Source organism: Streptomyces sp. NPDC007971, from assembly GCF_042958635.1.
Classification (GTDB): domain Bacteria; phylum Actinomycetota; class Actinomycetes; order Streptomycetales; family Streptomycetaceae; genus Streptomyces.
In genome coordinates this window covers 16380-37361 of record NZ_JBIBJK010000028.1, presented here as the reverse complement: position 1 = coordinate 37361, position 20982 = coordinate 16380, and the positions used below count along the sequence as shown (strand labels likewise).

Genomic DNA, 20982 nt, shown 5'->3' with positions numbered 1-20982 from the left:
AGGCCGGGAAGGAGTCAGTGCTGACAGAACGCGGTCAGCGCCGACGAGAACACGGTCGAGAGCGACCGAGCGCGGTCAGGGGCGACAGAGCGCGCCGGCCACACGCTGGAGGTCTATGTGCGGCCGTGAGTGGAGACGGACGGAGCGGTACGGCTGCGGGACGTGCAGCGAGTGGACGCGTATCACGGCCGTCACCTCCGTCGCTCGGGCGCGGCGGGCCCGGTCGGCGCCCGCCTGGCGGATCTCGTCACAATCGAAACGCGCGGGCGGCGCCGGGTGTTCCCGGGCTGCCGCACGATCTGCTCCACTGCCACACGCTCGGCTCCACTGCCACACGCTCGGCTCCACTGCCGCGCGATCTCCTCCACTGCCACACGCTCGGCTCCACTGCCGCGCGATCTCCTCCACTGCCGCACGCTCGGCTCCGGTGCCGCACGCTCCACGACTCGACCGCAGGATCCACGCCTCTGCCGCATGCGCCGTTGCCCCACACACCGTTGCCACATGCGCCACGGCCACATGCGTTCTCGCACGCGCAGCCCGCGGACAGCGGCTCGCACACCCCAAGACGTTCGCGCGACGGACCGTGCCTGATGCGCTGTTGATTCCCCGTTGATCCGCTGTCAGCCGAGGGAAGAGTCCGGGCCGTTCGTGGCGTGGCGCGTCCAGTCCAGGATCTGGACGGCGGCTCCGGCGGCCTCCAGTCCCTCGCAGTGGCCGTGGTGGCGGCGGGCGATGCCGTCGAGGTCGAGCTGTGCGCCGAAGGCGGGGTGGGCGGCCAGGCGCCGGGCGTGGGCCCACAGTGCCGGGTGCCCGGCGATGCGGTGCACGGCGGAGGCGTCGAGGTGGAACCGGTGGACGGTGTCCAGCTGCACCAGGGACACCCACAACTCGATGTCACCGGCGGTGAGCCGGCCGTCGACGAGGTACTCCTCCCCCGTCAGGTACCGGTCCAGCCTGTCGAGCGTGTCCAGCAGCAGACCGAGCGCGGCGGCACGCTCGGCGGGGTCGGCGTCGGCACGTCCGGCGCGCTGCGCGGCCTCCTGGATGTCATCGGCGCAGAGCCGTTCGACGGCTTCGATCTGGCTCTCGGTGCCGCACGGATACAGGGAGGGGCGGCCGTCCCGGGGAAAGCGGTCCAGGTCGCGCAGGATGTCCGGGGCGTGGCTGCTGACGATGCGTCCGGACCAGTCGTCGCTGAGCACCGGCGCCAGGGCCGGCCCGGTGTGGTGGTGGGCGCTCGCCTCGTACAGCGGGCGCAGGGCGGCGTGACCGCCGCCGGGACAGTCCGGGACGGCGGGCAGCAAGGTGACCGGGCAGCTGTCGTCGAGGCCGAGGAGGCGGTGGCCGATGGCGAGGCGCAGTCCGTCGGGACAGGTGGTGGACAGATGGAGCCGGTAGCGGTGCGGCACGGGGTAGTGGCCGCTGCGCGCGTCCCGGCCGATCCGGCCCCGGAAGACGGGGGCGGTGCCGTGGGCGGACGGAACGGCGGCGAGCGGAGTGGTGGACATGTGTCTCCCCCGTTTGCGGGCGCGCGCACGGTGCGCGGCGGAAGCGTCGTCGGACGGTGGGTGCGCCGGACTTTCCCTGCTCGGCGCTCGGGACGGGCGGGCTCGGCGGGCGCAGGGGGCCCAGGCCGGGCGTTCCAGGGCGGGCGTGGCCCGGCGGCGGGCACGGCTGCGCGGCGGGCGCTGCTGTGGCGAGCGCGGCTCAGTGGCAGGGGCTGATCGCGCTGCAGACGCGCAGCAGATCGATGTGCAGGCGGGAGGTGAGAAGGGGTGCGTGCAACGGCGTACGGCCGGCTCGACCGGTGACCGCTCTGAGGCGCACCATGGTTCCCTACCTGTTCACTAGGATTCCCTCCCTGGAGTGTCGATCCGAGGTGGTGCGCCGTCAAGGGGGTGTCCACGCCTGGGACTCCGGGCGGGTGACGAAGCGCGCGCGGGGGCCTCCTCAGACTGTGCGACATGTGACATAGTACTGATGTGGCGAAGCGACTGACCTGCGATGTCGTGGTCGTGGGGGCCGGAATGGTGGGCGCCGCGTGCGCTCTGTACGCCGCGCGGTCCGGCCTCGACGTCAGAGTGGTGGACAGGGGACCGGTGGCCGGCGGCACCACCGGCGCCGGCGAGGGCAATCTGCTGGTCTCCGACAAGGAGCCCGGCCCCGAGCTCGAACTCGCCCTGCTCTCCGCCCGCTTGTGGGCGGAGCTGGCCGACGAACTGGGAGCGGCCGTCGAGTACGAGCCCAAGGGCGGCCTGGTGGTCGCCTCGACGCCCGGCGCACTCGGCGCGCTGCTCGCCTTCGCCGAGGCACAGCAGGCCGCCGGGGTCATGGCCGGTCCCGTCGGTGAGGACGAACTCCGGGAGCTGGAACCGCATGTGGCGCCCGGTATGGCGGGCGGGGTGCACTATCCGCAGGACGCGCAGGTCATGCCCGCCCTGGCCGCCGCCCATCTGATCCGCGCCTGCGGCGCCCGGCTGCACACGGGCCGGACCGTGACCGGGGTGCTGCGCACCGCGGACGGCGCCGTGCTCGGCGTCCGTACCGACCACGGCGAGATCCATGCCCCGGCGGTGGTGAACGCGGCGGGCACCTGGGGCGGCGACCTCGCCGCGCTGGCGGGCGTTCACCTCCCGGTCCTGCCCCGGCGCGGCTTCGTCCTGGTCACCGAGCCGCTCCCGCGCATGGTCCGGCACAAGGTGTACGCCGCCGACTACGTGTCCGACGTGGCGAGCGACTCGGCCGCCCTGCGAGCCTCACCGGTCGTCGAGGGCACGGCCGCCGGACCCGTCCTGATCGGGGCGACCAGGGAACGGGTGGGCTTCGACCGCTCGCTGTCGCTTCCGGCCGTGCGGGCGCTGGCGGCCGGGGCGATCGGGCTGTTCCCCTTCCTGGAACAGGTGCGCGCCCTGCGCACGTACGCGGGCTTCAGGCCCTACCTGCCCGACCACCTCCCGGCGATCGGCCCCGACCCCCGGGTGCCCGGCCTGTATCACGCCTGCGGCCACGAGGGCGCGGGCATCGGACTGGCCACCGGCACCGGGCAGTTGATCGCGCAGGCGCTGACCGGGAAGACGGCCGATCTGGATCCCGAACCGTTCCGCCCGGACCGGTTCGGGACGGGCGAAGTTCGTCCGGCGAGCGGAGGCGACATCCCGTGAATCCCTTCGAGTTGACCCGGGCGCGGCCCGGTGCACCGTTCACCGTCACCCTCGACGGCCGGTTCGTCGAGGCGCTGCCCGGCCAGACGGTCGCGGCCGCGCTGTGGGCGGCGGGGGTGACCGCCTGGCGCAGCACGCGCGGCGCAGGCCGGCCGCGCGGGGTGTTCTGCGGGATCGGGGTGTGCTTCGACTGCCTGGTGACGGTCAACGGCCGGGCGAACCAACGCGCTTGCCTGGTGCCCGTACAGCCGGGCGACGTGATCGTCACACAGGAGGGAACGGGACGGGACGATGACTGAGCGGCCGCATCCCGCCATGCCGACGCCAAATCGAGCGCACCTCACCATGACGACGACCGAAGAGGCACACCCCGCCATGACGCCGGCCGAACGAGCACAGCTCGCCATGACGGCGACCGAGCGACCGCATCTCGCCGTCGTCGGGGCGGGCCCGGCCGGACTCGCCGCAGCGCTGGCGGCCGCGGCACGGGGTGTGCGCGTGACCCTCCTCGACGCGGCCGAGCAGGCGGGCGGGCAGTTCTACCGGCAGCCCGCCGCCGCCTTCGGCGCCCGCCGACCGCAGGCCCTGCACCATCAGTGGCGCACCTGGCAAAGGCTGCGCGACGGACTCGACCGGCACACCGGCACCGGGCGCATCACGCATCTGGCCGATCACCATGTCTGGTGCGCGGAAGGCGGCCCGGGGACCTTCGCGGTGCACGCTCTGCGCGGCCCCGCGCAGGACGAGGGGGTCACCGTCCGCGCCGACGCCGTCCTGGTCGCCACCGGCGGCTACGAGCAGGTGCTGCCCTTCCCGGGCTGGACACTCCCCGGTGTCGTCACCGCGGGCGGAGCGCAGGCCATGCTCAAGGGCGGGCTGGTCCTGCCGGGCCGTACGGCCGTGGTCGCCGGCACCGGTCCCCTGCTGCTGCCCGTGGCCACGGCACTCGCGGCGGCGGGCGCCCGGGTGGCCGCGCTGGTGGAGTCCGCCGACCCGAAGGCTCTGCTGGGACGGGCGCCCGCCCTGGCGGCACAGCCCGGCAAGATCGCCGAAGGCGCTTGGTACGCGGCGCAGTTGCTACGGCACCGAGTGCGGACGCTGTCCCGGCACACCGTCGTGGAGGCGCACGGCACCGACCGGCTGGAGGCGGTCACCGTCGCCGCGCTCGGCCGGGACGGGCGTCCGGCTCCCGGCAGCATGCGCCGCATCCCCTGCGACACCCTCGCGGTCGGGCACGGCATGCTGCCGCACACCGACCTCGCCGAGACCCTCGGCTGCGCCCTGTCCGGGACGGACGTCCGGGTCGACGACGAGCAGCGCACCGACGCGCCCGGCGTCTGGGCCGCCGGGGAGGCCACCGGGATCGGCGGCGCGGCCCTGGCGCTCGCCGAGGGGCACATCGCCGGCCGTTCGGTCGCCGCCCGGCTGCACGGCACGGCGCCCGACCCGCGCCGATGGGCCGCGGCCGCCCGGACCCGCACCCGGCAGCGGGAGTTCTTCGCGGCGCTCGACGCCGTGTACGTCCCGCCCGCAGGCTGGCCCGACCGGATCAGGGACGACACGGTGGTGTGCCGCTGCGAGGAGGTCACCGCAGGGCAGGTCCGCACCGCCGCCGGCACGCTCGGGGCCGGCGACGTACGCACCGTGAAGCTGCTCACCCGGGCCGGGATGGGCTGGTGCCAGGGCCGGATGTGCGGCCCGGCGGTGGCCGGGCTGGCCGGATGCCCGTTCACACCCGGACGACGGCCGTTCGCCCGGCCGGTGCCGCTCGGAGTGCTGGCCGGGCTGCCTGAGGACCAGCCGGACTGACCGAGGACGAACCCGGACCGACGAACGCTTCCATGACCTGACGCACACCCCCCGATCAGGACCTGACGAACGCTCACAGGTCCTGCCGCACCCTCCCGAGACCCGGTGCCCGCCGCCCCCGAGACCCGACGAACGCCCCCGAAAGCCGACGCCCGCTCCCGAAATTCGGGCGGACCACCTAGAAGCTCAGTAATATGTCACACCCTATTGGATTGGGGACTGTCATGACCCTTCCGGAGAACCGCCCCTGGCGCGGTGTCCTCGTCGCCACCGCGCTTCCGCTGCGCGCCGACCTCTCGGTGGACCACGACCGCTACGCCGAACACTGCGCCTGGCTGGTCGAGAACGGCTGCGACGGCGTCGTGCCCAACGGCTCCCTGGGCGAGTACCAGGTACTCACTCCCGAGGAGCGCGCCAAGGTCGTGGAGACGGCCGTGACGGCGATCGGCGGCGCACGGGTGATGCCGGGTGTCGCCGCGTACGGCTCCGCCGAGGCCCGGCGCTGGGCCGAGCAGGCGGGCGAGGCCGGCTGCGGCGCCGTGATGCTGCTGCCGCCCAACGCCTACCGTGCCGACGAGCGGTCGGTGCTGGCCCACTACGCCGAGGTCGCCAGGGCGGGCGTGCCGGTGGTGGCGTACAACAACCCGATCGACACCAAGGTCGACCTCGTCCCCGAGCTCCTCGCGCGGCTGCACGCCGAGGGCCACATCCATGCCGTCAAGGAGTTCTCCGGCGACGTCCGGCGCGCCTACCGGCTCGCCGAACTCGCCCCCGAGCTGGACCTGTTGATCGGCGCCGACGACGTGCTGCTGGAGCTGGCCGTGGCCGGCGCCAAGGGCTGGGTGGCCGGCTACCCCAACGCGCTCCCCCGGGTTTCGGCCGAGCTGTACCGCGCCGCCGTGGCCGGGGACCTCGGCACGGCGCTCCCCCTGTACCGGCAGCTTCACCCGCTGCTGCGCTGGGACTCGAAGGTGGAGTTCGTGCAGGCCATCAAGTTGTCCATGGACGTGGTCGGGCGGTACGGCGGCCCGGTGCGCCCGCCGCGCGAACCGCTGCTGCCCGAGCAGGAGGCAGCGGTCCGCGCGGCCACCGAGAAGGCCGTGGCCGCGGGGCTCGGGTAGCGGGCGGCGGACCGGGCACCGGACGACAGGAAGGGAACCCCAGATGCGCAGCAAGCTCGTCCTGCACGCCGTCGACTCGCACACCGAGGGCATGCCGACCCGCGTGATCACCGGCGGGATCGGCACCGTACCCGGTGCGACGATGAACGAGCGGCGGCTGTACTTCCGTGAACACCGCGACCCGGTCAAGCAGTTGCTGATGAACGAGCCGCGCGGGCACTCCGCGATGAGCGGCGCGATCCTGCAGCCGCCGAGCCGCCCCGACTGTGACTGGGGGGTGATCTACATCGAGGTCTCCGGTTACCTGCCGATGTGCGGGCACGGCACGATCGGCGTGGCGACCGTGCTCGTCGAGACCGGCATGGTGGAGGTGGTGGAGCCGGTGACCACCATCCGGCTGGACACCCCGGCCGGCGTGGTGGTCGCGGAGGTGGCGGTCGAGGACGGTGCCGCCACGAACGTCACGTTGCGCAACGTGCCGTCCTTCAGCGTCGGACTGGACCGCACGGCACGGCTCGCCGACGGGCGGACGGTGACGTACGACCTCGCCTACGGCGGCAACTTCTACGCCATCGTGCCGCTGGAGGAGTTCGGCCTGCCCTTCGAGCGTGCCCGCAAGGACGACATCCTCGCCGCCGGGCTGTCGTTGATGGCGGCGATCAACACCGAGGAGGAGCCGGTCCATCCGGAGGATCCGTCCATCCGCGGCTGCCACCACGTCCACCTGTACGCGCCCGGTGCCACCGCCCGCCACTCCCGGCACGCGATGGCCATCCATCCCGGCTGGTTCGACCGCTCGCCCTGCGGCACGGGCACCAGCGCGCGCATGGCCCAGTTGCACGCGCGGGGTGAACTGCCGTTGCACGCCGAGTTCGTGAACGAGTCGTTCATCGGGACCCGGTTCACCGGGCGCCTGTTGGGCACCACCGAGGTCGCCGGCCTCCCCGCGGTCCTGCCGAGCTTCACCGGCCGGGCCTGGATCACCGGCACGGCCCAGTACCTGCTCGATCCGGCCGATCCGTTCCCCGAGGGTTTCGTCCTCTAGACTTCGATGATGCGTGACATGGCACAGAAGCCGCAGGATGCGGACGCGCCCGCGCTCCCCCGGCTGGGCGGCCGCCGGAGCAGCTACCGCGAGCGGGTCGCCGAAGCGCTGCGGGCCGCGCTGATCGCGGGCGAGCTGCGGCCGGGCGAGGTCTACTCGGCACCGTCGCTCGCCGGCCGTTTCGGCGTCTCGGCGACGCCGGTGCGCGAGGCGATGCTGGACCTGGCCAAGGAGGGGCTGGTCGACACCGTGCCCAACAAGGGCTTCCGGGTCACCGCCGTCTCCGACAGGCAACTGGACGAGTACACCCACGTTCGTGCTCTCATCGAGATCCCCACCGTGGTGGACCTGGCCCGCACGGCCGACCGGGTCTGTCTGGAGGCGCTGCGCCCGGCGGCCCGGGAGATCGTCACCGCGGCCGCGGCCGGTGACCTGATCGCCTATGTCGAGGCCGACACCCGCTTCCACCTGGGCCTGCTCGCCCTGGCGGGCAACGCGCACCTGGTGGAGGTGGTCGCGGACCTGCGGGGGCGCTCGCGCCTGTACGGCCTCACGGCGCTGGTCGAGGCGGGCCGTCTGCTCGCCTCGGCCGAGGAGCACCTGGAGCTCCTGGACGCGCTGCTGGAGCGCGACGGGAAGGCCGTACAGGAGATCATGACCCGGCATCTCGGCCATGTGCGCGGCCTGTGGGCGGCCCGAGACTGACCCCGCAGGCTCAGTCGGGGGCAGCGGGAAGGTCGTCGAGGAAGGCCGCCGTCGGCACGTGGAACAGGCATCCGGTGACGGCCGTCGAGTAGTCGAGGATGCGGTCGTGCGCCGCGTGCCCGTCCCCGAGGAACATGTTCCTCAGCATGTGCTCGATCACGTCCGGAGTGCGCGCGTAGCCGATGAAGTACGTGCCGAACTCGGCCGCCCCCAGGGTGCCGAAGGGCATGTTCTCGCGTACGATCTTGCGCTCGTCGCCGTCGTCGTCGGTGATGACGGTGAGCGCCACGTGGGAGTCTGCGGGCTTGGCGTCCTCGGGGAGTTCGATGTTGGCGAGCTTCGTCCGCCCGATGGCCTTCTCCTGCTCCTCCGTCGGCAGGGCCTCCCACGCCGCCATGTCGTGCAGGTACTTCTGCACCACCACATAGCTGCCGCCGCGGAAGCCGGGGTCCTCGTCGCCGATGAACACGGCGTCGGTCGCGCGCCGTCCCCCGGGATTCTCGCTGCCGTCGACGAATCCGAGCAGGTCGCGTTCGTCGAAGCACTTGAAGCCGTGGACCTCGTCGACGACGGTGACCGCCGCGCCCAGCCGCCGGGTGATCTGCCAGGCCAGTTCGAAGCACAGGTCCAGACGGCGGGCGCGCACATGGAAGAGGAGATCCCCCGGGGTGGCCGGGGCACGGTGGCGTGCGCCGTGCAGTTCCACGAACGGGTGCAGGTGCCTTGGCCGCGGACCGCCGAAGAGCCGGTCCCAGGCCGCCGAACCGATGCCGACGGCGCAGGTGAGCCCGTCGTCGGGGGCCCGGAAGGCGACGGAGCGGCACAGCCCGGAGACGTCCTCCAGCAGGTCGCGGACGGTCTCCTCACAGCCCTCCGCGACGGTGACCACGAGGAAGACGGCGGCTCTGGCCGGTTCGACGATCACGGCCTGCGACTCGGGCACGACCCGGCCTCCTCATCAGGTGCGGTTCCATCCGGCACGCCAGGGACCGTGCGTCCCTCTTCCCATCGTGCTGTGTCCACGGCGGATCCGCGCGAGGACGTCAGCCGGTGACGAGCTGCACGACGAGGCTGATGGCGCTCGCGAGGATGCTGGTGCCGAAGACGTACGACAGCAGGGTGTGCCGCAGCACGATCGACCGGATGGCCGTGCTCGACACGGAGGTGTCGGACACCTGGTACGTCATGCCGAGGTTGTAGCTGAAGTAGAGGAAGTCCCGGTAGGCCGGCGGCCGGTCGGAGTTGAAGTCGATGCCTCCGCCGGCGGTGTAGTAGTCGTAGGCGTAGCGGGTGGCGTACATGAGGTGCAGGGCGGCCCAGGACAGGAACACCCCCGACAGGGCGGTCGCGGCGCCGATGTGGCCGGTGTCGGACGTGCCGATCAGGAGCAGCAGCACGATGGCGAGCAGTCCGCACGCGGCGACCGCCACGACCACGAGTTCCTCCAGGAAGGGCCGCAGGTCCTCACGCCGGGCGTTGCGGTGGGTGGCCGTGGCGTCCATGGGCCACAGCACGATCCATCCCGCCAGGACGAAGGCCAGTTGCGTGGCGGCGATCCCGGCAAGCGCCCCCAGCGGCGGCCGGGTCGTCAGTCCGACGCTCACGCCGACCACGGCTCCGAGGGCGACCGCGCCGGCCAGACGGGGCACGGCGTCCAGCGGCAACGAGGGGCTCATGCGCATCCACAGTAGTTCCGCGGCCGCCCTGCCCGCCGGAGCACGCCGGTCCCGTTGACCGGCGGACACCCGAAAGCCATGCACTCGGTGGCACGGGGGGGGGTGAGGAGTTGTGGGTGGCGACGGTGACGGCGTCGCGATCGATGCCCGCTGCCGGCTTTGCGGGCCGGGCCGTCAACGGGGCGGAATCGGCCGCGGACGTCGCCCTCGGTGCGCGGCGCGCTCCGCGCCCGTACGAACGATCGAGGGGCTGCCCCGAATTTCTTGGGCTCCGGCAAGGGCGCGGCGAGCCTGCTACGCGAGGCGCCGGCCACCGTGCGCAACATCCTCCACCGACACGGCGTGCCGATGCGCTGCCGCGGGCTCCCGCCCGAGCAGGTCGACGACGCCATCCACCTCTACAACCTCGGCCGGTCCCAGGCGCGAGTCGGCGATCACCTCGGCGTCAACCACACAACCGCGCTGAACACACTTCGCGAACACGGCATACCCACCCAAGACACCCACGGGCGACCCCGCGTCGAAGCAAGTGGCGCTCGATGACCAGGCGTGCAGCCATGTCGACGCGATCAGCTTGGGGCGTGACCGAGATACGCGCCAAAGGGGCAACGAATGATCTTGAAGCCCTGATCCGCTTACGTGCGGCGGCGTGCAGCGGGGTCGCGTTCGGCGACGTGCCGGGCGACCGAGTCGACGCCGGGTCGGGCATACCGCTCCAGGGATCGGACGAAGGCGTGGCGGGAGCGGGCCAGCGGCATCGGGGTAGAGGTGCCGTCCTCCGCGTCGTGCGTCAGGACACTGTGCCGGAGCCGGTAAAGCGTCCAGCCGTCCAGGTCCTCGATGTCCTCGGGTGAGGCGAGGGGGTTGGCCAGCAGCCGGGTGTTCTCCTCGAAGATCTCCTCAGCGCGGCGGTAGGAGAGCCGGGCCCGGCCGGTCTCCGGGCACACGTCGAGCGTCGGTGTTCCGGCCGGGGCCTTGCGGTCTGTGAGGAACAGCGGGCCGCGCGTACGGCGGGCGATGAGCCGGGGCAGTAGCTGGGCGGTGCCGGACTGCCAGTGAATCCACTCGGTCGCCCCGCCCTTGGCAGTGATCTTCCCTCGCTTGTTCTGCGGGTAGAGGTCTTCCACGTCTCCGCGATGGAGCATCCGCCCGAATGCGGTTCTGCTGTGCGGACTTGAGGGGAGGGGACTGTCAGTGCCCGGCGCCAGCATGCTTACCTGGGGCCTGCCCCAGATCCTCCGTCACGGGCAGGCACTCGGCGAGCAGGTCGACGACGTCGCGCCAGGCTCGCTGCGCGTGCCGTGGGTGGTAGCCGACGCCGGGGACCACAGGGTGGCCGACCGGCGGGTGGTGGAAGGCGTGCAAGGCGCCGCCGTAGACCGTGAGGCGCCAGTCGACGCCCGCGGCCTGCATCTCAGCGGTGAACGCGTTCCGTTGCGCGGGCGGCATGATCGGGTCTTCCGACCCGACCCCGGCCCACACCGGGCAGCGAATGCGCGCCGCCTCGCCCGGTCGGCCCGTGGTCAGTGCGTTGACTGTCCCGATCGCGCGCAGGCTGACGCCGCCGCGCCCGAGTTCCAGCCCGACGGCGCCCCCGGTGCCGTACCCGACGGCGGCGATCCGGCCGGGGTCGGTCCGCGGTTCGGCGCGCAACACGTCAAGCGCCGCATGGCCGATGCCCCGCATCCGGTCGGGATCAGCGAGCAGCGGCAGGCAACGGGCCAGCATCTCCTCGGGGTCGCCCAAATAGCGCCCGCCGTGAAGGTCGAAGGCCAGCGCCACATATCCCAGCTCGGCGAGAGCATCGGCCCGGCGGCGCTCGACGTCGCTGAGCCCCATGCCCTCTGGTCCGAGCAGCACCGCGGGCCGGCGGTCGACACCGGCCGGGAGCGCGAGGTGCCCGATCATCGTCAAACCGTCGGCCGGATACGCGACTGTACGCGTCGTAATCGTCGTCATGAGACTGGACCGTAGTGATCGTCGAGCCCGGTCCGGCTGGTGTTCTGCCGCTGGCAGAGGCGACGGGCGCTCAGGGCTTCAAGATCATCTCGTTGCCCCTTTGGCGCGCATCTCGGTCACACCCCAGCTTCGGACGGGGCCTCCGTCGTGCAGGCCGTCACTGTGATCACGGGCGTCGTCGTCGGCCTCACCTCTGCGGTTCGGGGCCGCGGGTGGTGACGGTCGGCCAGGACGACCGCGCCGATGACGTGATCGCCGTCAACGGGACCGGCCACACCACCCGCCTCGCCCAGCGCTGGTGCGCGGGACCGGCCGGCCCCGTTTCCACCGGCCGACAACCCCACCGCCCCGTCATGGATCCGCAAAGGCCTGATCGGAGAAGCTGGGCGAGCTGCTCGGCCGACCAACATCATTAACGATGCGAAGGTCGTACCCGGGCACCCAGGCGCCATGGTGATGGATCGGCAGGTAGTCGCGCAGGCACGGCTCCCGGTGATCATGGAGTGTCGAATTCGCTGACCACCGCAACGGAAGACCGTGCCTGCCGGGCTGGGCCAACTCGCCGGATCCGCTCTGGACAAGGGCGGTAACCAGCCACTGGCTCAGCGGTTCTCTGCCCCTGCTTCCTTGTCGACCTGTTGCTTCTTCTCGGCGGTGACATGGCTGTTACGGCCTGTGAAGCCGCCCTGGCGGACGGCGCCTCCGCCCGAGGTCGGCGAGCCCCGACGGCCGGCAGTGGTGGGCGCCGCGGCGCGTAGCCTCGGGGCCAGTACCGCGCGCAGCGCCGGGGTCAGGCTGTGACGGATCTCGGACGGGGTGAGGGCGGCGGGGGTGGGGAGGGGGTTGAGGTAGCGGGTGTAGATGAGGCCGCCGAGGATCGTCACTACGGCCGTGGCGCGGGCGGTCGCGTCCCGGCCGCCGAGAAATTCAACAAGCCGGGCCAGCAGCTCGCGTTCCAGGTATTCGCGGATCACCTCGGCGGCTTCGTCGCCCTGGATGGTGAGCTGCTGGAAGTCGGCGTCCTCCCACAGGTCGGTCACCGCGTCGATCAGGCGGTCGGGGAGGGTGGCCGGATCGCCGCCGAGGACGTCGTCCACCGCCAGCGCATTGGCGCACTGGAACTGCATCACGTCCGCGAACAGGCCCTTTTTCGAGCCGAAGTGGTACGCGATCAGCGCCGGGTCGACTCCGACGGCCCCGGCCACCGCGCGCAGGGTGGTGCTCCGGTAGCCGTGCTCCAGGAACAGCGAACGGGCCGCCGAGACGATCGACTCACGGGTCGGCGGGTTGCCGCGGGGGCGGCCTCGGGTGCGGGCGGGGGCAGGGACGGCGTTATTCATCAGCGTTGAGCCTGCGTTGAGTGAGCAGCACAGTCAAGGGCGTTCCCGCTACCACACGAAGGGATGACCCGACACCATGCGTATCGCAGTCTTCGGCGCCAACGGACCGACCGGCCGCCGCCTCACCGAGCAGGCCCTGGCCGCCGGCCACGAGGTCGTCGCCGTGACCCGCAGACCCGGCTCCCTGTCAGCGCGGCCCGGCCTTGCCGTGGCCGTCGCCGACGCCACCGACCCGGCGGCTGTCGACGCCGCGATCGACGGCACGGACGCCGTCCTCTCCGCGCTGGGCGCGCGCTTCAGCAAGGGGACCATCACCACGTACTCCGCGAGCGCCACCGTCATCACCGGGGCCATGGCCCGCCACGGCGTCAAGCGGCTGCTCGCCGTCAGCTCCAGCATCGCCGACCCGAACTGGCGCCCTACCGGCGCGCATTTCTTCAACCATGTGCTCGACCCGCTGGTGAACCGACGTCTCGGCCGTACCCTCCACGAGGACATGCGCCGCATGGAGGCCGTGATCCGTCAGACGGGCCTCGACTGGACCTTCGTCCGGCCTTCGGGCCTGTTCGAGCACCCCGTCGTCACGGACTACCACACTGCCGAGACCAGCGCCGACGGCGTCTTCACCGCCCGTGCCGACCTCGCCGCGAGCATGCTGCGCGAAATGACGGAGCGGCGGTACGTCCGTACGGCCATGGGCGTCATCACCACGGCCGTGAAGCCGAACATCGCCAAGCTGATCTGGAACGAGGGCGTGAAGAAGAAGTGAGCCGCGCCACCTTCCAACTTTCGTCCGTCGCACGAGCGTTCCTCACTCTCCCGCACACGGCCACCCTCACCACCCTCCGTCCCGACGGCACTCCGCACGTCACCCCCGTCCGCTTCACCTTCGACGCGGCCACCGGCCTGGTCCGGGTGACCACCCGAGCGGGGGCCCGCAAGGCCCGGAACGTGAAGGCGGCCGGCCCGGCGGCCCGTGTGGCGCTCTGTCAGGCGGACGGCTTCCGCTGGATCACACTCGAAGGCCGGGCCGCCGTCACCGATGCCCCCGCTCATCTGGCCGAGGCGGTCCGCCGCTATACCGTCCGCTACCGCGCGGACCCGCCCACCCCGCTGGACCTGGTCGTCGTCGAGATCGCCATCGACCGCGTCCTGAACCTCAACCTCTGAATCCCCCGTATCGAAAGCGAAGTGACACGCCATGCCCACCCTCCCCGTCCTCGATTCCACCCTCTACTACCGCGAGTCCGGCGACCCCGACGGGCTGCCCTTCGTCTTCCTTCACGGCAACCCGACCTCCTCCCACCTGTGGCGGAACGTCATGCCGGGGGTGGCCGCGCCCGGCCGCCGCCTTCTGGCCCCCGACCTCATCGGCATGGGTGACTCCGGCAAGCCCGACCTCGCCTACTCCTTCGACGACCACGCCCGCTACCTCGACGCGTGGTTCGACGCCCTCGGCCTTACCGACGCCGTCCTCGTCGGCCATGACTGGGGCGGCGCGCTCGCTTTCGACCGCGCCGCCCGCCTCCCGGGCACCGTCCGCGGCCTCGCCTTCACGGAGACCATCATCAAGCCGCTGGTCGGCGACGAATTCCCGGCAGCCGGGCGGAAGTTGTTCGCTCTCCTACGCACCCCCGGGGTAGGCGAGGAGATGATCCTGGAGAAGTCGCTGTTCATCGAGGGGCTCCCGGACACACTCGCCACCCCGCTCGACCCTGCCGACCTGGAGGTCTACCGCCGCCCCTTCCCGACCCCGCACAGCCGCCGCCCGGTACTGGCGTGGACGCGCATGATGCCGCTGGACGCCGAGCCCGCCGACGTCGTGGCCCGCATCGAGCGGTACGACGCCTGGCTGGCCGCCAGCCCCGAAGTCCCCAAACTGCTCGCCGCGTTCGAGCCGGGACCGGGCTCGATGACCGACCAGGGGACCGTGGCCTGGTGCGAGGAGAACATCGCGTGCCTGGAGGTCTCCCGCCACGGCCTGGCCGGCCACCACTCCCCGGAGGACCGCCCCGAGGAGCTGGCCTCGGCGATCAACGACTGGGCCGACCGTCACGGGCTGGCACGCCCGTAGGCGTCCTCGATCACCGCGGTGCCGATCCGCGCCGCCCGCGAGCGTCCTGCCCGACCCCGGCAACCCTCTACAACCACATCCCATCCCGGACCTGCGCGAACTACGCGCCGGCTTCGTCCCCCACCAGTTCGAAGCCTCCACGCAGCGCACCTTGACCGGGTCAAGCTGCGCCACAGCCCCTTCAAAATGCACTGGTCCCCAAGCGGTCCCCAAGAATGATCAAGGGGTCGCTTCAGATCTCCTCTGAAACGGCCCCTGACCTGCGACTTCGAAAAGTCGGGACGACAGGATTTGAACCTGCGACCCCTTGCCCCCCAGGAGGTAGGGGTCAAGGGTATTTTCTGGATGTAACAGCGTCCCGTCCAGCGGCCGACCAGCAGTTCGTCCGGGTCTGAGGCGTGAGCCAGGCGGCGAATGGCGCCGCGGGCCAGGCCCAGTCGCCGGCCGATGGCGCGCAGGCTGGCACCCTCGCGGATCAGCGAACGGCGCTGACCGCGACGTCGGTGTCTGGTGAAGCCAGAGGTCCTGGAGCAGCTCGTGGGTCACGACCGTTCACGATCGCGGTGGTGGTGACCCTCCGTGGCTCTGGCACCAAAAGTGATCCAGAACCAGAGTTCCCCTGCCACCGCCCTGGGCGGGCGGGGTGTACCCGGCCTAGTAGTGCTTACCGCCGAATTGGACGCGGTCACGGCCCAGTTGGAGGAGACGAGCACCGACTGTCTGCGCGGCCTACGTGCCGCGCTGAGCTGGTTGTGCGGCTCCCGAAGCGAACCGGGCTGACCAGCACGATCCCGGGGGTCGGCCGCTTGCGCAGGGCAGGCTGATTCACCTGGGGACGAGGGCGCAGACGGCCTTGCCGTTGGGGACCAGGACCATGGTGACCTTTCTGGCCAGACGACGGATCATGGGCCAGCCGAATCCACCCAAGCGTCCGCTGAAGTCCGGTTGCCGGGGACGAGGCGGTTCGGGGTCCGAGTCGAGAACGGTCACCTCGACCGCGTCCGGCCGCGCGTCGAGACTCAGGACGCAGGTCGTACCGCGGGCATGCCGCACCGCGTTCGTCACGAGTTCCGTGACGACGAGATCCACGTCCTGGGCGGCCCGATCGTCGACCGGAGGAGCGAGCCGGCGCACGAACCGCCGGGTTACCTGGCGCGCCTTCGCCGCAGCGTCCGAGCGGTTGCGGAGTACCAAACGCCGGGGTGCGCTGATGTCTGCCCTCTTACCGGGGTCAATCACTGTTCCTCCATGCTTGGGTATCGGATGGCTCGTCGCTTCTCGGCTTCCCGCGCCAGGGTGATAGATGTTCGCCTGATGAGGCGATACCGGATCAAACATCGCCCATGAGGGCAATCTGTGATGTTGAGATGCGCACGGGTAGCGCCAGGTGGCCGGCCGGTCCGACCCCGTGCCATCGCGACATTCCGCCGACCGGCCCCATACTGCGTACCTGGCTGCGCTGCGCGGAGCAGACCTCGACCCATCCGACGCGGCATCCGGCCACCGCCTTCGGGCCCCAAGCGCCGTGCTGACAGCCGCGACCAGGACCTGCCGCGCTACCTGTTGCCCCGATCGGAGAAGCCACAGGAACGCATGTTCACATGCCGGACATCGCGTCCGGCATCCGGTTTCTGTCTGCTCCTCGGGGCAGGAGCACTCTCACGCTCCGCTTCCAGGAGGGAGGGCCCGATGTCCCACGAACCCGAGCCCGCAGACGCCGTCGAGGCGGCCGAACGCGTCGCCGAGTCCATGATCCAATTGTGGTGACAGGCCCACCTGGAAATCGCGCCTGATGTGTCGGATCAGCAGATGCGAACCTTGTTGCCCTGGAACGCTCCGACCACAACCTCACCGGTCTGGCGAAGGCGCTCGGCACCAGCCCTTCATCTGCGCCCCGCCTGTGTGATCGCCTCGACCAGCGCGGCCTCATCGAGCGCATGGCGTCCGGCCGCCTGGTCACCATCCACCTCTCCGCCAGCGGCGAGAAGCTCCTCCAAGCCACTCGCGAGCACCGCCGCCACCTGCTCCGACAGGCCCTCACTGACACCGGAGCCGATCAGAGCATCCTCCAGGACGCCCTGGGGCAGCTATGCGCCCTGCTCACAGCCCTCTCCGGCACGACGGCAGCACACAACTCCTCGGCGGACAAGGGCGCGTCCGGAGAGGTAAACGGCCGACCGGCCCTCTCATGAACGCCGGCGGGGAGCTGGCGGCACCGCTCCCCGTCGGCGCGCATCCGGGTCGTCACAGGTGTACCGCCTGTACGGCTACGCCCCCGGGGTGACGGCCCGGTCGCGTCGTCAGTGCCTGACGCCGCCCTTCGACCTCTCCTTGAGATCGCGAGCCTTGCCCCGGGCCTCCGAAGCTGCGCCTTTGGCTTCCGTTACCTCCTTGCCGAGGGCATGGGCAACCTTTGGCACGGCCTTCCCAACAGCCTGCTCGGCCTTGGCTTTGGCCCTTTCTATGGAGAGCCTGATTGAGCGGCGCGCTCCAGGGCATTCGAGGGCTGACCGCGTCAAAGGATCGTGACGCGGCGCCTCGCGGCCGGCCCGTCACTTCCCCCCGTGGTGACGGGCCAGACGCCTGTACTGCCGCACGCATTGTCGGCAGGACACGATCGATCACGGGTGGCAGTGTCCGGGGCCTGCACCGCCCCCACCCAACGCCTGCGGTCCACTCACCAGCAGAATCGAGCGCCCCCGCCTGGCGGGCCGACCCGAGCGGGGGACACGCCACAAGAGTGATCCGGCGTCTGGCCTTCTGCGCCAGGGGTACGCGGATGACAGGCCGTGCTGGTTCGGAAAACAGCCGCAGGGCGCTGTCGGCGGAGACCGAGTGACGCGAACAGCGGTCGTGACGGGTGCGCGGCGCTCCGTGGGGTAGAGGGGGTCCATGAGTGATCGAGCCCGGCCCCGCATCAGGAGTCTCCTGCGCGCCGCCGACCAGTCGCTGTTCCAGAGCGTGGCTGCGCGTCAGTGGCCGGCAGCCGAATCGGTGCTGCCGAGGCTGAGCCGGAGCGCCAACCACGGTTTGTTGTGGGGCGTGGTTGCCCTCGGTATGTGGGCTCTTGGTGGCGCGCGCGGCCGTCGGGCCGCCGTCCGCGGGGTGACCTCGCTGGCGATGGCCTCCGTCACGGTGAACACGATCGGCAAACGCTCTGTCGGCCGGGCCAGGCCCCTACTGGACTCGGTGCCAGTCGTACGGCATCTGCCCCGTCAGCCCTTCACCAGTTCCTTCCCCTCCGGGCACGCTGCCTCGGCCGCCGCGTTCGTGGCAGGCGTCGCCTTGGAGTCACCGCGGTTGGGCACCGCATTGGCTCCGCTGGCCGCATCGGTTGCCTTCTCCCGCGTCTACACCGGGGTCCACTATCCAGGCGATGTCCTGGCTGGTGCGGCTCTCGGGGTGGGGGCGGCCTATGCGGTGCGCGGACTGGTCCCCTCCCGCTCGCAGATGCCGCCGCCGGCCAGGCCACGAGCGGACGTCCCCGCACTGCCCGACGGGGAGGGACTGATCGTCGTCGCCAACCCGTCCTCCGGTAGTCAGCCTCAGCTGGCGGACCCCATCAGGCAGCTGAGAGCGTTGCTGCCGCGCGCTGAGGTCGTGTTCTACGACGAGGAGGCCGGGCCCTTGTCCAAGGTACTGGCCAAGGCGGCCCGGGAGGCTGCACGCCGGGGCGGCGCGCTGGGAGTGTGCGGAGGCGACGGCACCGTGAACGCGGCCGCGACCGCTGCGCTCGCGGCCGACGTACCTCTCATGGTGCTCCCCGGCGGTACGTTCAACCACTTCGCCGCCGATCTGGGCCTCGACACGGTAGCCGACGCCTGCACCGCAGTGGTGCAAGGCCGTGCCGTACGCACCGACGTCGGCCGGATCAGGCCGCTGCGGGCAGCGAGCGGCGACGCTGATCCGACCTACTTCCTCAACACCTTCAGTATTGGCGTCTATCCGGAACTGGTACGGCTGCGCGAGCGTTGGTCCCCAAGGATCGGCGGTCCCCCGGCCACCCTCCTCGGGGTCACCCGGATTCTGCGCCAGGCCGGGCCCATCCAGGTTGAGGTGAACGGCCACCGCCGGTCGCTGTGGCTGCTCTTCGCGGGAAACGGCGTGTACCGCAGCGTCGGCGTCGCACCCGTCCGACGCCACGACCTGGCCGACGGCATGCTCGATGTGCGGGTCGCCCATGCCGGCCGCTTCGCCCGCACTCGCCTTCTGGCAGCAGCGTGCGTCGGCCGACTGGCGCGGACACCGTTCTACGCGGCGGCAACGCCGAAGCGTCTTGTGATCTCCGGCCTGCCCGAGGAGGCCTGCATCGCCTACGACGGTGAGGTGACCGACGCTCCTCCTGCCCTCGTCCTCGACAAGCTCGACGAGGCGCTGACCGTGTACCGCCCCACAGCGGACGATCTCCCCGGCCACTCACTTGCCGCGCCCACGGAAACAGGTCCGTGACGACCACGTGGACCACGCTGCAGCGTCCTGCCGGGGCATCGGTGGTGCACCCGTTGGGGAGAACTTGCCCGGCATGACCCTGACGGGAGGGAACCTCGCCCACGTCGGCCACGCCGAGATGACGAAACGCGCTACGCGCGGCAGACCGTCTCGGTGGCTCGGTCATCCTGCCTCGGCAGGCCGAGCTCTGACTCGGTGGAGGGCTGCAGGAGGCCGTCCGCCACTTCGAGCAGCGACAGACCGTCACGCGCACTGACTGCTTGCAGCCAGGCCAACGCCTCCGCCGTGGAGCAGTCTTCGCGTGCCGCGACACACCCGGCAGCCTGGTGGATGCGGTGCCAGCGAGCCGCACGCATGTCCGTTTTCCACACTGGGCGCTGGCAGCCTGTGCTCGCGTGTACGTGTCGCCAGCGCAGCAGTGCGTCCAAGGCGACCTCGGCGGCACGTTGCGCCTGCGCGAGCTGCGGCGATGTCACCTGCGCAGGCAGCGTGTAGTAGAGGGAGATGACGCCGATCGGCGTGCGGCGTTCGCTTGTTCGCGCACAATTTGCGCGGCGGGAGCACCCTCGGCGCGGTACGGACGGTCGCGCCTGGCTCCCAAGCCGTGGGAGTGCGTTTACCACCCAGCAGCCCGTCTCATGTGTCGCCCGTCGAGTTCAGGTGCTTTGCCGGCCAGACGAAGGGCTGCACCATCGTCACGTGAGCCGTCGGCCTCAGTCGTTCGGGTGACCGTGGCGTTTTTGACAGCGCCGAGGGTAGGCGTCAGCACAGCAAAATCACTCCAGGCTGGGACGGCCCAGCGAATCAGGGATGTCACAGGGGCCGGCGGCAGCGGCTCCACGATCTCCGCGAGCCGGGCCTTCAAGTGGCTGACCGGACGGGACAGAGAAGATGGACGATCTCGCGCAGCTGATCCAGCAAACGATGCGCCGCCGCCACTTGACGGCCCAGGCCGTTGCCGAGCAGACCGGCATTCGTACACCTCGGGTCAAGGCGTTCGCAGAAGACGGTGCCAACGGCCCCATCCATCCCACCGACGACGAACTGCGGGAACTCGCTCGCACCCTCTCACTGCCGTTGTCGGCCGTTCTGGGGATCGCGCATCCCTCGGTCAAGCCGAAGGCCGCATCGGCGGCGCGAAGGCTGCGATAACACGCCGGCGGTCGTAAAACACCAACCAGCCCGGCCCACTGACATGAACTGCCGATCTCACGTGGCGCTTCATGCCGTAGTCCCGCAGAGCGGGCCTCCCCCGTGGGCGAATTGGTATAAATGGAGCGGGGTGAGCAGCGACGACAACGGCGACAGCGAGGCCCCACCCGTGGGGGTACGCCAGCGCGTCGATGTCGAAATCGCACTCAACGACCTGTCAGAAGGCCAGGGTACGGGCTCGTCGCAGTTTCGAACGGGAGGAGCCGTGGCATTCGAGTGGGCCCTGGGACGTTCTGAAAGTTCGCCAGTCACGGTCCGGGGGATTCCTTGTGCCCCGGACCTGCCACTGCTGACCGCCGAACTGGACGCGGCGACAGTCCGGCTGGAGACACCCACCGAGCCGCCCGACAGCAAGGACTACCTGCGCGGGATCCACGCGGCGCTCAGCTGGGTGTGCGGATTCAACACCGAGCTGCGCTGACCAGTGC

General features: G+C 71.1%; 22 protein-coding genes, 1 tRNA gene and 1 pseudogene. 13 read left to right on the top strand and 11 right to left on the bottom strand.

The window, feature by feature from the left end; genetic code table 11:
* Positions 1-75: 75 nt before the first annotated feature.
* From ACFZCP_RS40310 to ACFZCP_RS40300, 3 genes are all read right to left on the bottom strand, one after another.
* A complete protein-coding gene (locus tag ACFZCP_RS40310) occupies positions 76-186 on the bottom strand; it encodes a putative leader peptide (protein ID WP_391440124.1) in 111 nt (36 codons plus the stop codon).
* 437 nt (positions 187-623) lie between these two features.
* Positions 624-1511, bottom strand: a complete 888-nt coding sequence (locus tag ACFZCP_RS40305) for a glutathione S-transferase C-terminal domain-containing protein (RefSeq protein ID WP_391440121.1) — start codon at positions 1509-1511, stop codon at positions 624-626.
* A 199-nt stretch (positions 1512-1710) separates the two neighbouring features.
* A complete protein-coding gene (locus tag ACFZCP_RS40300; protein WP_362682188.1) occupies positions 1711-1833 on the bottom strand; it encodes a putative leader peptide in 123 nt (40 codons plus the stop codon).
* Between the two features lie 152 nt (positions 1834-1985).
* Here ACFZCP_RS40300 and ACFZCP_RS40295 point away from each other — a divergent pair, with 152 nt between their 5' ends.
* The 6 genes from ACFZCP_RS40295 to ACFZCP_RS40270 all read left to right on the top strand — a co-directional run bounded on the left by ACFZCP_RS40295 (position 1986) and on the right by ACFZCP_RS40270 (position 7844).
* Positions 1986-3164 (top strand): FAD-dependent oxidoreductase, encoded by a 1179-nt coding sequence (locus ACFZCP_RS40295; protein WP_391440116.1) that lies wholly within the window; start codon positions 1986-1988, stop codon positions 3162-3164.
* Positions 3161-3463: a 2Fe-2S iron-sulfur cluster-binding protein gene (locus ACFZCP_RS40290; protein ID WP_391440112.1), complete on the top strand. Its 303-nt coding sequence runs from the start codon at positions 3161-3163 to the stop codon at positions 3461-3463. Before ACFZCP_RS40295 ends, ACFZCP_RS40290 begins: the two co-directional genes overlap by 4 nt.
* Positions 3464-3569: 106 nt before the next feature.
* The gene (locus tag ACFZCP_RS40285; RefSeq protein ID WP_391440395.1) at positions 3570-4973 is read left to right on the top strand and encodes an FAD-dependent oxidoreductase; all 1404 of its coding nucleotides are present in this window, start codon (positions 3570-3572) and stop codon (positions 4971-4973) included.
* 224 nt (positions 4974-5197) lie between these two features.
* Entirely contained in the window at positions 5198-6094 is an 897-nt protein-coding gene (locus tag ACFZCP_RS40280) for a dihydrodipicolinate synthase family protein (protein WP_391440105.1), read from the top strand.
* A 43-nt stretch (positions 6095-6137) separates the two neighbouring features.
* Entirely contained in the window at positions 6138-7139 is a 1002-nt protein-coding gene (locus ACFZCP_RS40275; protein WP_391440100.1) for a proline racemase family protein, read from the top strand.
* A gap of 6 nt (positions 7140-7145) precedes the next feature.
* Positions 7146-7844, top strand: a complete 699-nt coding sequence (locus tag ACFZCP_RS40270; RefSeq protein ID WP_391440096.1) for an FCD domain-containing protein — start codon at positions 7146-7148, stop codon at positions 7842-7844.
* Between the two features lie 10 nt (positions 7845-7854).
* Here ACFZCP_RS40270 and ACFZCP_RS40265 read toward each other — a convergent pair whose 3' ends face one another.
* From ACFZCP_RS40265 to ACFZCP_RS40245, 5 genes and pseudogenes are all read right to left on the bottom strand, one after another.
* A complete protein-coding gene (locus ACFZCP_RS40265) occupies positions 7855-8787 on the bottom strand; it encodes a Dyp-type peroxidase (RefSeq protein ID WP_391440093.1) in 933 nt (310 codons plus the stop codon).
* Between the two features lie 100 nt (positions 8788-8887).
* Positions 8888-9520 (bottom strand): DUF1345 domain-containing protein, encoded by a 633-nt coding sequence (locus ACFZCP_RS40260; RefSeq protein WP_391440091.1) that lies wholly within the window; start codon positions 9518-9520, stop codon positions 8888-8890.
* A 635-nt stretch (positions 9521-10155) separates the two neighbouring features.
* On the bottom strand, positions 10156-10665 hold the full coding sequence (locus tag ACFZCP_RS40255) for a site-specific integrase (RefSeq protein WP_391440086.1): 510 nt from the start codon (positions 10663-10665) through the stop codon (positions 10156-10158).
* A gap of 46 nt (positions 10666-10711) precedes the next feature.
* A complete protein-coding gene (locus ACFZCP_RS40250; protein ID WP_391440083.1) occupies positions 10712-11479 on the bottom strand; it encodes a dienelactone hydrolase family protein in 768 nt (255 codons plus the stop codon).
* Between the two features lie 752 nt (positions 11480-12231).
* Positions 12232-12819: pseudogene (locus ACFZCP_RS40245) on the bottom strand (TetR/AcrR family transcriptional regulator); the annotation flags it as partial.
* 76 nt (positions 12820-12895) lie between these two features.
* Between ACFZCP_RS40245 and ACFZCP_RS40240 the strand changes: the two are divergent.
* From ACFZCP_RS40240 to ACFZCP_RS40230, 3 genes are read left to right on the top strand one after another with little or no spacing between them, the layout of a single operon-like run.
* Complete coding sequence (locus tag ACFZCP_RS40240; protein ID WP_391440080.1) at positions 12896-13588, top strand: NAD(P)H-binding protein; 693 nt, start codon at positions 12896-12898, stop codon at positions 13586-13588.
* Positions 13585-13989 (top strand): TIGR03618 family F420-dependent PPOX class oxidoreductase, encoded by a 405-nt coding sequence (locus tag ACFZCP_RS40235; RefSeq protein WP_391440076.1) that lies wholly within the window; start codon positions 13585-13587, stop codon positions 13987-13989. The genes ACFZCP_RS40240 and ACFZCP_RS40235 overlap by 4 nt, the downstream gene beginning before the upstream one ends.
* Before the next feature lie 31 nt (positions 13990-14020).
* The gene (locus tag ACFZCP_RS40230) at positions 14021-14893 is read left to right on the top strand and encodes a haloalkane dehalogenase (RefSeq protein WP_391440073.1); all 873 of its coding nucleotides are present in this window, start codon (positions 14021-14023) and stop codon (positions 14891-14893) included.
* 276 nt (positions 14894-15169) lie between these two features.
* On the opposite strand, the gene ACFZCP_RS40225 is transcribed toward ACFZCP_RS40230, so the two are convergent.
* Both ACFZCP_RS40225 and ACFZCP_RS40220 read right to left on the bottom strand, forming a co-directional pair.
* A tRNA-Pro gene (locus tag ACFZCP_RS40225) sits at positions 15170-15254 on the bottom strand.
* A 464-nt stretch (positions 15255-15718) separates the two neighbouring features.
* A complete protein-coding gene (locus tag ACFZCP_RS40220) occupies positions 15719-16087 on the bottom strand; it encodes an ATP-binding protein (RefSeq protein WP_391440392.1) in 369 nt (122 codons plus the stop codon).
* A 632-nt stretch (positions 16088-16719) separates the two neighbouring features.
* On the opposite strand from ACFZCP_RS40220, the gene ACFZCP_RS40215 reads away from it, so the two are divergent.
* Together ACFZCP_RS40215 and ACFZCP_RS40210 are read left to right on the top strand one after the other, a co-directional pair.
* Positions 16720-17085 carry a MarR family transcriptional regulator gene (locus ACFZCP_RS40215; RefSeq protein WP_391440387.1) on the top strand — a complete coding sequence of 122 codons (366 nt, stop codon included), beginning with the start codon at positions 16720-16722 and terminating at the stop codon, positions 17083-17085.
* Positions 17086-17785: 700 nt separating this feature from the next.
* Complete coding sequence (locus ACFZCP_RS40210) at positions 17786-19342, top strand: phosphatase PAP2 family protein (protein ID WP_391440069.1); 1557 nt, start codon at positions 17786-17788, stop codon at positions 19340-19342.
* Positions 19343-19473: 131 nt separating this feature from the next.
* On the opposite strand, the gene ACFZCP_RS40205 is transcribed toward ACFZCP_RS40210, so the two are convergent.
* Positions 19474-19698, bottom strand: a complete 225-nt coding sequence (locus tag ACFZCP_RS40205; RefSeq protein WP_391440377.1) for an ANTAR domain-containing protein — start codon at positions 19696-19698, stop codon at positions 19474-19476.
* A 535-nt stretch (positions 19699-20233) separates the two neighbouring features.
* On the opposite strand from ACFZCP_RS40205, the gene ACFZCP_RS40200 reads away from it, so the two are divergent.
* Complete coding sequence (locus ACFZCP_RS40200) at positions 20234-20494, top strand: XRE family transcriptional regulator (protein WP_391440066.1); 261 nt, start codon at positions 20234-20236, stop codon at positions 20492-20494.
* A 130-nt stretch (positions 20495-20624) separates the two neighbouring features.
* Positions 20625-20975, top strand: a complete 351-nt coding sequence (locus tag ACFZCP_RS40195; RefSeq protein ID WP_391440063.1) for a hypothetical protein — start codon at positions 20625-20627, stop codon at positions 20973-20975.
* Positions 20976-20982 lie beyond the last annotated feature (7 nt).